This is a genomic window from Bacillus sp. JJ864, assembly GCF_036963045.1.
In the GTDB taxonomy this organism is placed as follows: Bacteria; Bacillota; Bacilli; order Bacillales; family Bacillaceae_G; genus Bacillus_A; species Bacillus_A pseudomycoides_C.
Genome location: NZ_JBALLY010000104.1, coordinates 1 through 11,084, shown reverse-complemented (window position 1 = coordinate 11,084; position 11,084 = coordinate 1). Strand labels below are relative to the sequence as shown.

8 protein-coding genes are annotated in these 11,084 nt (G+C 33.5%); 1 reads left to right on the top strand and 7 read right to left on the bottom strand.

Annotated features, from left to right (window positions below):
• The 3 genes from helD to V7024_RS16425 form a co-directional block, all read right to left on the bottom strand.
• Window positions 1–2,323: RNA polymerase recycling motor HelD (helD, locus tag V7024_RS16435; protein WP_335521849.1), on the bottom strand; the 2,323-nt coding region annotated here is incomplete at its 3' end.
• Window positions 2,324–2,583: 260 nt separating this feature from the next.
• Window positions 2,584–4,668 carry a hypothetical protein gene (locus tag V7024_RS16430; protein ID WP_335521848.1) on the bottom strand — a complete coding sequence of 695 codons (2,085 nt, stop codon included), beginning with the start codon at window positions 4,666–4,668 and terminating at the stop codon, window positions 2,584–2,586.
• A gap of 402 nt (window positions 4,669–5,070) precedes the next feature.
• Window positions 5,071–5,997: an alpha/beta fold hydrolase gene (locus V7024_RS16425; RefSeq protein WP_335521845.1), complete on the bottom strand. Its 927-nt coding sequence runs from the start codon at window positions 5,995–5,997 to the stop codon at window positions 5,071–5,073.
• 503 nt (window positions 5,998–6,500) lie between these two features.
• Here V7024_RS16425 and V7024_RS16420 point away from each other — a divergent pair.
• Window positions 6,501–6,641 (top strand): YrzI family small protein, encoded by a 141-nt coding sequence (locus V7024_RS16420; protein ID WP_335521843.1) that lies wholly within the window; start codon window positions 6,501–6,503, stop codon window positions 6,639–6,641.
• A 347-nt stretch (window positions 6,642–6,988) separates the two neighbouring features.
• Here the strand turns inward: V7024_RS16420 and V7024_RS16415 are convergent, their stop codons facing one another.
• The 4 genes from V7024_RS16415 to V7024_RS16400 form a co-directional block, all read right to left on the bottom strand.
• Window positions 6,989–8,752 carry a SulP family inorganic anion transporter gene (locus tag V7024_RS16415; RefSeq protein WP_335521841.1) on the bottom strand — a complete coding sequence of 588 codons (1,764 nt, stop codon included), beginning with the start codon at window positions 8,750–8,752 and terminating at the stop codon, window positions 6,989–6,991.
• A gap of 117 nt (window positions 8,753–8,869) precedes the next feature.
• The gene (locus tag V7024_RS16410) at window positions 8,870–9,310 is read right to left on the bottom strand and encodes a DNA mismatch repair protein (RefSeq protein WP_335521839.1); all 441 of its coding nucleotides are present in this window, start codon (window positions 9,308–9,310) and stop codon (window positions 8,870–8,872) included.
• Window positions 9,294–9,662 carry an ArsR/SmtB family transcription factor gene (locus tag V7024_RS16405; protein WP_335521837.1) on the bottom strand — a complete coding sequence of 123 codons (369 nt, stop codon included), beginning with the start codon at window positions 9,660–9,662 and terminating at the stop codon, window positions 9,294–9,296. The genes V7024_RS16410 and V7024_RS16405 overlap by 17 nt, the downstream gene beginning before the upstream one ends.
• A gap of 233 nt (window positions 9,663–9,895) precedes the next feature.
• A complete protein-coding gene (locus V7024_RS16400; RefSeq protein ID WP_335521835.1) occupies window positions 9,896–10,978 on the bottom strand; it encodes an AI-2E family transporter in 1,083 nt (360 codons plus the stop codon).
• Window positions 10,979–11,084 lie beyond the last annotated feature (106 nt).

Below are 11,084 nucleotides of genomic sequence, written 5' to 3'. Positions count from 1 at the left end.
CCTCTACTGTTGATAAAAACGGACTTAATTCATTTTTATAATAAATATATAATTCGTGCATAGCACGTGTGCAAGCTGTGTAGAAAAGATTACGTTCGCTTTCTTTTCTATATCGTTGGTTTGAAGCATTATAAATAATTACAGCGTCAAACTCTACACCTTTCGCTAAATATGAAGGTATAATAAGTACTCCCGAATCAAACGAAGCTGTTTCTTTTTGAATGAGGTGAATCTGTACATGTTGCTGCAGTAAGTCATATACCAATTTGCTTTCTTGAGCGGTTTTACAAATAATCGCTATCGTTTTATGATTATTTTTTTGCAAATATTTAATCCGTTTTACAATTTTTTGATGTAATTCCTCATCTGTTTCTACTGCTGTTATAACAGGTTTTCTCCCCTCGCGCTCAAAGGGTTCAATACAGTTTCCTCCTGAAATCAGTTGCCCTGTGAATTCAATAATTTGTTTCGTTGAACGATAACTACGTGTAAGTTCAATTCTCTTGCTTTTTCCCTCTCCATACAACGCATATAATTGCGAAAATCCATTTTCGGCCGCATGTACATGTATCGTTTGATTAAAATCACCAAGTACCGTCATTTTACTATGTGGAAATAATCGCTTCAAAAAGGTGAATTGAAAAACAGAATAATCTTGTGCTTCATCAATAAATATATGCATTACAGATGTATTTCGTTGTAAGTCTTTCAACTGATCTTTTAAATATAAATAAGGCGTCGCATCCTCATAAGTCATATGAAAATTCCGTATACACCTAACTGTTTCTTCACATATTTCTTTCCAGCATGACGGTAAGTTGTTATGATCTGTAAATTGTTTTACAAATAACGGATCAGTAAATAACTGTAAATAAATAGCGGTCATATTAATAAATTGAAACTGTTTCACACGTTTACGAAGCGGTTTAAAATGTTTTTTCACAACCATTGCGGCTAACATTTGTTGTTCGCGTTCAAAATCATCAAATGTATTCGTGTCATTTTGTTTTTCTTGTTGCAGTTTTTTATGGATTTTTGCATACGTTTCTTTATCGAATAGCTGTATTTCCTCTTCAACCCAAAGTTCTTTTCGTTCTAACTGCTCTCTTCTCTTTAATTCTTTCAGTAACCACTCAGAAATTAATTTCATTCGATTCGGAATCCGCATAGATTCAGGAAAAGAATAAAATTTCTCTAGAATTACTTCTTTCGATATTAAAACATTCCCGTGAAATTTCACGTCTTTAAAAATCATTCCAGCTTGTTTCAAATATGCCACATAACTGTCTACAACTTTAACAAAATGTGCACTTGCTTTATATTGAATGCCTTGCATACGTATTAAATATTCTGTGTCTTCTTTCTCTGAAAGTACATATTCCATTTGCGTAAACGGATCTTCTACATGAAAAATTTTTTCGATTTGTTCCTCTAAATATTCTTGAAAAGTTGTTTGTCTCATATTCTCTTCTCCTAATTCAGGAAGAACAGTCGATATATAACTATTAAACATTGGATTAGGAGAAAAAAGAACGATTTGATCCGCATGTAATGTATCTCGATATCTGTATAGTAAATAAGACACACGCTGCAATGCAGCCGATGTTTTTCCGCTTCCTGCTGCTCCTTGTACAATGAGTAAACGACTCGTTTCATTACGAATAATTAGATTTTGTTCTTTTTGAATCGTAGAAACAATACTTTTCATTTGTGTATTCGCATTCTTTCCTAACACCTCTTGCAATAATGCATCACCAATTGTTACTCCAGAATCAAACATGCTGTCCATATGACCGTTACGAATGATAAATTGTCTTTTTAAAGTGATTTCTCCTGAAATCATTTCGTTTTGTACCTTATACAAGGCCGATCCCAACGAATAATCATAATACAAACTGGATATTGGTGCTCTCCAATCATAAACAAGAAATTGTTCTGTACTCTCATCAAAAAACGAATGAATGCCAAGATAAATTTGATCCGAACTTCGTTCACCATCTTCTAAAAAATCAATTCTCCCAAAATACGGGGATTGCTCCAGTCGTTTTAACATTGTAAGCTGCTTATCTACATGATAGTGTCTTCGTTCTCTTTCAGCTAACAACTCTGCTTGTTGCTTTATACTTGCCGCTGTTTCAACGGCCTCTTCAGCATTATCGAAGTTAGCTGTTACATCGTTCCAAAAGTTTGTTCGAATTTGAACTACCTCTTTCTTTCCGCTACTTACATATTGTTGAAGACTATCTATGTGCACTTTAATTTTCTGTACAACTTCCTCCATTCGTTTTTGTTCCCTCTTCCACTCTTGTTCATACTGCTCCATATTGTCACTCCTTATCGACAAAAAAATTTTTGACCAAAAGTTTGACAAACACAGGTGTTTTTTGATAAAATTAAAATGGGTAATTATTGAATAAAAGAAAATATTTTCTACTGGTCATTTTTTTATTTTAACATATACATCTTTCTTTGTTCAATGAAAATCAAACAATTTCACTCTATATGAGAGAGCAAATAAAAAATCGATTCCCTATTTAGGAATCGATTTTTTTGACGTATTCAATCACTTCTTATCCTTTTATTTTATTGAATTCCGATTACTCTACTATTTCCGTTCTTCGCAATTTGGACTTTTGCATACATCCCTTCCCCTTTCACAAGGTGAACAGGAACTCCACGTGTACTTCCAATCGTAACATATCCATAATTCATAAATCCCTTAATCCAAATTCCTTTTTCTTTCGGGTAGTCACCAATCTTTATTTGATCTATACGATAATTCTTTTCTTGTTCTTTTTTCAATTTTATATACACAGGTGTTTTTATTTCATTTTTTGTTTCACGATTCAACATCATTTCATTTGCTTCCACATCTATTTTGAAAGAAAACCATACTTTTTTCATATCCCCTAATTCTGTAACTGGATTTTCCAATTCTAACAATACAATATTACTGTTATAATAGTTCATTTCTTGTTGTGTAACAGTACCTAGTAAAATAAAAGCAGAAAGTATACCTACTATCCATATATGTTTTTTCTTATATGTTCCGTTATATTTTATTATGTTCTCTTGTTTTTGCTGCTTATTTGTTAATAACAATACAATCCCTGCTAGAAACAACATCCCGCTCAATCCGTAGTTTCCAATGTAATTTGTCTCATACATAATAAAATTCGTAAATAAATAGATTACAATGCCAATCCGCTTCATTACAATATCTCTTACATACAACATACCTAGTACAAGAAGTAAAATATATCCACCATGTGCACTAACAATAAACCAATAATCAGCTCCTTCGTATTTCCCTAACAAATAGAAAAATGCATATACCATTCCAAATCCAATACTATGTCTGAATAAAAATTTGTTTTTCCGTACAATCGCAAAAATGAAAAATCCGATATGAATGAATACGAGATAACTCATACTTGTTGTATATTCCACATCTCTCATACATTCACTTACTATAATTCCTTCCAATAGCCACCATAAACTATATTGTTCTGCCTTATGCTTTGCGAATAGCCAATACCCAAATATACAACTAGCATACAACAATCCCCATATGTAATGGTGACTTGTTACAAGTGTTGTAATTCCTGACATGATAGCGAAAACAAATAAAAATATCCGCAAAAATTTTGCTGTTATTTTTTTATATCCCAAAATTCCAAGCACACTTAGCGTAGCGCTTACAATCATGATTATGCTGCTTTCTCTTACTGTTTCCCATAAAATGAAGTAGAGACTCGCAAGAAATAGAATACTACCTATTGAGCTTACGAAAACATATAGCACGTACTCTCCTATTTTCCGATGGTTTATGTTTGTTTGATTCTTTTTTTCTTGCCAAGTGAGATATTGCTGTGAAATAACAACAAACAAACCGACAAGTCCCATCAATATATAAGAGATATTCATAGTTAAATTTACAAATAGATTTGTAATGTCTGTCAATGCATACAACGACCAAGCCGTTAAGATTGCACCAGTTGTTATTTTATACAAATTTCTTTCTTTTATTTTTTTAAATACCGCAATGTATACAACTGTCATAAAAATTGCACACACTACTTTTATCAAATAATTCGGTTCTCCTCCATCGTATAACCGTTCAAGGTACACTGTCCACAATCCTAATAAACTAGTTGTATAAAATACAAAACGTCCTGTCATTTCTTTTCCGAATCGGTACCATATTACTGAAGCAACAGTTATCATAGTAGATTGCCACTTGTCCGTAAAAGCAAACCATGTTATTTCATCGATATTTGATAAAAAGAAAAACAATGCTCCGCCGCTAAGCACATACCACTCTGCTTTTTTATCAGTTATATAAAAATATAACACTGGGAGTAACCAGCTAATCGAAAGCCATAACTCTTCATTTTCTATACCGTAAATGTTTCGAAACATCCAACATGACCACGCATAAGCCAGATAGATCGTTACACACATCCCTCTTATAAACAACACATTTGCAAACATTACATTCCTTATTACAAAATAGCCCCCAAGTGCAAGAAGAGGTACCCCTAGTACGGCTAAACTTTGATAAACCGTCGCCCATGAGTAACGCATCGTCATCATTAAAACGATATAAGCAGCAAGTAAAGACCATACTCCAAGTATTCTAACAATATTATCTTTCCAGTCTTTCATCCCCCATCCCTCCTTCTATAAGTGTATTCTTTTTATACATATTTTTCACTTAGAATTTGTATATTTTCCCATTTTTAATTTTAGTTACGAAATCTATGAAAAAAAAGCTCAATATTTCTCTTTTTCATAGAAACATCGAGCATCTTACACACTCTATACTATATAAATTCATTTTTATTTCTCGACATATACATCGCTGTTATGCAGAATATAACAGGACCGCTACTGGCTTGCTTCCTTTGTTTTATCTCGAATGTGGCAGAAAAAGGCACTAACCGCTCCTATGCACAGCCAGATGCTCTCGTCCACCCCAAAAAAGAAAGAGGTTTTTATGCGGTTTTTCAAATTGTATTTATATACGCTGTCTAAGTCTAAACAACTGTCCTAGCTTTTCTATTCATACTATAATAATTCCTTTATAGCGTTTATCACGACCTCTGGATTCTCTAATTGAATCGAATGACCATTCTCTGTTTGAATATGCTTCGTACAGTTCGTTAGTTGACATAAAAGTTGCTGCTGCTCTTTCCATATAGGATCTGAATTGTTAGAACTTATGACAACTACCGGCAAGTTTTCTCGTAAATTCTCTGCTCGCTTTACTTGTTTCGCTGATTCTTCACTATATAACATTTCTTTATAAACCGCTTCATATGCTCCAGGAGTATATCCCACGTGTTTTACATGATTTTGAACTTGCGCCGGAAGACTTCTTCCTCCTACCGGTATTTTTAATAGGCGCGGCAAACCAATAGTAGAGGTGATATATCCTAATCTCATCTGCTTTAAGCTTTTTACGTATTGCTGCGATCTATCTGTATTCATTTCCTCTTTCAAGTATCGATTTTCATGTACCGCATCAATCAATACAATTCCTGCTACTTCATTAGGAGATCGACTTGCAAATAATCGCATATTTAGTCCTGCAAATGAATGTCCCACTAAAATATAAGGAGGCGAAATCCCCATTTTGTCTAAAGCCATTTTCAAATCATTCACTATTTCTTGACTAGTCGACAAACCACTTTTCGTATCACTCCAACCATATCCAGCCCGGTCAAAAGAAACCACTCTTGTAAACCTTGATAATTCAGGCTGGACAAAACACCAGGCTAAACAATTACCGCTTAAACCTGCATCTAAAATAACAGTGGGATTTCCATTTTCTTCACCAGAAATAATAGCATGAACGCTGCGACCATCGACTTTCACGATACTTCCAGGTTCTTTCGTTTCATTCTTTTTTCTTATATACAAATTTCCCGCTGTAAACGGAAATAGTACTGTGCTAATTGCTGTTTTTATAAGATAATCAGTTTGAAAAGCCATGACAATAATTGTACCCCCATCCAACTTTTTAAAAATTGCTGTTATCCTTATTAACTAGAGTTCATCCTCCGAAAATAAGCAAATTCATTTTATTCCTTCCCAAACTAATTATTCGTCGTTCATTATGAAATCTCTTTTAAAAATTGTATACTTCCACCAAAATTCAAAAAATTTACCCTATTTTTAAATTTCAGGGTTTACAAACAGAACCCAACTGTATATACTTACTTACGTAAGAAAAAATTTCCAAAGGAGGTCGAATGATATGATGAATGTAACTGTATATGTAGCACCTGTTTCACAATTAAATAAATATTCGACCATCCATATGGGGAATTGAAAATCGTGTTTACTATGATTTAAATTATTCTGCCACAGGAGGTCGGATGCCTTTCTGTGGCTTTTTCATGCCTTGCCGCAGGAGCGCTCTGTCTTCCTGTGGCTTTTTTGTGCGATTTTCATATTCTTACGATTTCAAACACTTGAAAGGGGTTAAAAATAATATGACATTTCATGTATTCTTTTTAATGATTACGATTCAAAAGACTCGTCTATCTGAAGAAGAACTTGAACATAAACAACGTGTTCAACAAATCGTGGACGAAGTAAAAGATCTTCAAATATCGTTTTATAACCATCTGTAATTTTGAATACCAAATAAAGATGAAAGGAGATATTTAAAATGATTTTATCGAAGCGGAAAATTATGATTTGGATTGTAGAGGTAGACTCCGCATAACAAAGTATTTTTTAAGTTTGGATTATGAATAAATGGAGCTATTGAAAATTACCTCTGTCAAGTTTGCAACATGCAGTATATAAAATCTAAAAAACATACTGTTTGAATAGTTCGAGAGGAATCATTTTTTAAATTAGAAACATGCTCTCATCAATCGACCTTTTATCGGTTAAAGTCTGATATGCAAACAAAAACAAGGTTGCTATAAATAATTATAAGCAACCTTGTTCACAATTTTTATTCATTACTTTTTTAAAAATCTAATGCATTTACTTTATCTTTTACTGTATTCACTTTCTGAGGTTGATGAGAAAGTTGGCTGCATTCACGAAACGCAAAATGTTTACACTCTATACACTTTTTCATATCCAAATGTTCTAAAGCGTAGTTAATTGCATCCCCTGTATGCTCAAAGAAGTTCTGTTCCACAATCTCGGCATATAGTCCATTTCTAACTAAAGTTGTTTTTAGTTCAGATTGAATTCCTGAGACTAGAAGTAAACCACCTTGTTGTTTAAAAGAATGAACAATACTTCTAAAGTAAGACTCTCCTGTCGTATCAATAAAAGGAACTTTTCCCATTCGTAAAATTAAAACTTTCGGTTTATAATGAATGGTTGCTAATATATTTTGTTCAAATGTTTGAGCAGCTCCAAAGAATAATGGACCTTCTATTGTATAAATACTAATTTGTGGACAATCATGAGCTTTATTCACCACATGTGGTAACAATTTTTCATTCTTTTTCGAATGATCTGGAAGTACTTTAGATATAACTAGCATGTTGCTCATACGTTTTGTAAATAAAATAATAGCTAAAATAAGACCGATTTCTACAGCTGTTGTTAAACTTGTAAATACAGTTAACAAAAATGTGACAACTAATACAAGAGAATCTCCGCTCTTCATTTTAAGGATATGGGCAAAATGTTTTTGTTCACTCATGTTCCAAGCTACTACCATTAAAATGGGAGCCATACTTGCAAGCGGAATGTGCGAAGCATACGGAGCTAATAATATAAGTATTAATAAAACAAAGATTCCATGAATAACACCTGATATCGGTGAAGTAGCTCCACTCTTAATATTAGTTGCTGTTCGGGCAATCGCTCCAGTTGCTGGAATGCCTCCAAATAATGGCGTGACAATATTAGCAATTCCCTGGCCTATAAGTTCTTTGTTGCTGTTGTGTTTACTATTTGTCATACCATCTGCCACGACAGCGGATAGAAGAGATTCAATACCACCGAGCATCGCAATTACAAATGCCGGACCCATAAGCTGTTTGATACGCTCTAATGTAATTTCTGGTACATGAAACTGCGGAAGTGTATTGGGTATCGTACCATATGCTGTACCGATAGTGGGTACATGACCTGAGAAAAATACCGTTGCAATTAAAGTTGAAATTACAATAGCTACTAATGAACCTGGCACTTTTGGAAAGACTTTTGGTGTTACGAGTATAACAACCAGGCAAGTGAACGCTGTTATTATGCTATAAAAATTGATGGTATCAATATGAATAAAGATTTCGTTCAGATTTGCTATAAATGCCTCATGCTTTTTTATACCTGTCAAACCTAAAAAGCTAGCAATTTGTCCCGTAAAAATAGTAACAGCAATACCTGATGTAAAACCAACTGTTACAGGACGTGGGATAAACTTAATTAAAGATCCCAATTTAAAAATTCCCATTAAACATAAAAGAATTCCAGCTAATAAACCCGCCAGTAACAAATTTTCATATCCATAGGTAATTACAATACTTAAAAGAATCGGAACAAAAGCACCTGTCGGCCCTCCTATTTGATATCTTGAACCACCAAATAGCGCAGTAAGAATTCCAGCAATACATGTAGTATAAATTCCATACTCTGGTTTAACTCCAGAAGCTATAGCAAAAGACATAGCAAGCGGAATCGCAACAACTCCGACAATCGTTCCTGAAAGAAGATCCTTTTGAAAGTGCCCCAATGAGTATCCTTCAAATCTTCCTGTAAATAACCCTTTCATTATAAACCCTTCTTTTCTGTTTTAATAAATATTACTTTTTCCGAAAAATTAACTACCTCTTAATATATTTGAATTGTAAATACATTTTTCACGCTCTTATATAGGGAACTCATTAGCTTAATATTTACTAAACGTTTTGCTCAAATGACGTTCTAATTCACCTATATCTCCGTTCTCTTGCACATAGGTTTTCAACCTTTCTGCTAGAAGTTCCCCTTCTCGGCTATCTAACTTCTCTGTATCTATAAATGATTTAATCCATACCTTATCTGGCGTACTATCTCTACGAAACATTTGACCCGGAATTTCACTCCAAAAACGTTTCCATTCATCCAGTAATCCTATTTGATCAAATAAAAAACTTTGAATTCCACATAACCAAGCTGTACAAGCCGTATTTCTCTTTTGACACCCAACATTATCTTGTAGATGCTGGCATGAAAAACAACAAGAATTCCCGCTCTTAATACAAACCTTACAAACGTGATGAGCTCCTACTGAGCGAAATATCTCAATTCCATGTTGAATAATAACTTCTTTCTTAACTTCGATACTCAACCTCCTCCTTAACTATAGTTTTATCGTCTTCTTCATCTAGTTCTTCTAACATTGAAATCGTATCAATTAAATGGTTATTAAAAATTGCTCGTGTAACTTCGAGTAAATTCATAATCATTGGATCTCGAAGAGAATATAAAACTCGTTTCCCATCTTTCGTACCAACAACAATATTTTTTGCACGTAATACACTTAGTTGTTGTGAAACAGCAGAACCTTCCTTATTAAGAATACTTTGGAGTTCATTTACACTTTTTTCCCCCTCTGACAATAATTCAAGAATACGGATCCGTAAAGGATGTGATAAAGCTTTAAAAAAGTCAGCCTTAAACTGTTGCATTTCATTTCCCATTCAAACGCCTCCATTACTTACTTATCATTTTAAAGAATTTAGCAGTATTCTATACATCTTCAAATGTTTGAATATGTATAGAATACTGCTATCGTTAATAATTTTCAATACAAATTTTTAACGATATGTTACGGTTGAAAGTCAAATCAGCCATACGTATATTTTAATTATGTGTATTACATTTATACTGAGAACGAAAGAAGACCAGTTACACTCTGTAACCGGCCTTCTTTCTATTTCTTATTTTTTTTCGATTCAAAAAGCCTTACTAAGTTTGAAATAATTGTTTTCATTACAGCATAGGTTGGTACAGCTAAAATCATCCCAATAATTCCAGCAAAATTTCCGACACCTAGAATTAACATGATAATTGTTAAAGGATGAATATTTAGTTTCTCACTCATAATTCGCGGTGATAAAATATTGCTCTCAAATTGCTGAACAATTGTTACCACAACAATAACCCATACCGCCTGCATCGGCGATACAAATAGGCCAACAATAACAGCTGGCGCTGCTCCAATAAACGGACCTAAATTTGGAATAATATTCGTAACTGCTGCCACAATCCCAAAAATAAAAGCATAAGGAAGCCCAATGATTAAATAACCAACAAACGTGAAAGCTCCAACAAATAAACAAACGAGTGCTTGGCCTTGAATGTACGCCGCGAGGGTTTCATTCGTTTCTTTAAAAAGACGAAGCCCTTCTTCACGGTACGTTTCTGGTAAAAAACGAACCGCTGATCCAGGGAATTTATGACCATCTTTAAACATATAAAACAAAATAAATGGAACTGTGAAAACAACTAATGCAACGTTTGTAATAATTCCAAATAATGCCGTTGCACTCGCTGTAAGTGTATTTGGTATCTCTTTCAAATACGTGAGAGCATTCTTTTCTAACGCCTGTAACGAAACATAATCCTGTGTTGTAATCCATTGAAATAGCTTATGATTCGATAAATCTGTTATGTATTCTCTCCCCACTTTAATATACGTTGGCATATTCGTTACTAATTCCATCAGCTGATGAGATACAGTTGGAACAACAACACCAACTGCAACAGCTATTAATGTAATAATAAAAACATACAATAACAAAATTGCTAAATTGCGCGGTACCTTTTTGTTCTCTAAAAAAAGCAGCACGGGATTAAACATAAAATACAAAAATGCAGCAATTAAAATAGGGAAAAATAAAGTGGAAATAAAAATACCGATTGGTTGAAATAAAAACGAAATTTTTGTACAGATAAAAATAATCGCTACAACCATCAATACTTCTAATGTCCAAAAATGAACTTTTGATTTCAAAAAAAGTGCCTCCTTTTAAATTTCTTCTATACATTGTAACAAATTGAAGCAAAAATTTATATGCTATTTCTACGTTCTATATTCCAAAACATAAATAAATACACTA

Coding starts and splice junctions, on each gene's coding strand:
- V7024_RS16420 (WP_335521843.1), top strand. CDS start 6,501: ATGACATTTCATGTATTCTTTTTAATGATTACGATTCAAAAGACTCGT.
- V7024_RS16425 (WP_335521845.1), bottom strand. CDS start 5,997: ATGGCTTTTCAAACTGATTATCTTATAAAAACAGCAATTAGCACAGTA.
- V7024_RS16415 (WP_335521841.1), bottom strand. CDS start 8,752: ATGAAAGGGTTATTTACAGGAAGATTTGAAGGATACTCATTGGGGCAC.
- V7024_RS16405 (WP_335521837.1), bottom strand. CDS start 9,662: ATGGGAAATGAAATGCAACAGTTTAAGGCTGACTTTTTTAAAGCTTTA.
- V7024_RS16430 (WP_335521848.1), bottom strand. CDS start 4,668: ATGAAAGACTGGAAAGATAATATTGTTAGAATACTTGGAGTATGGTCT.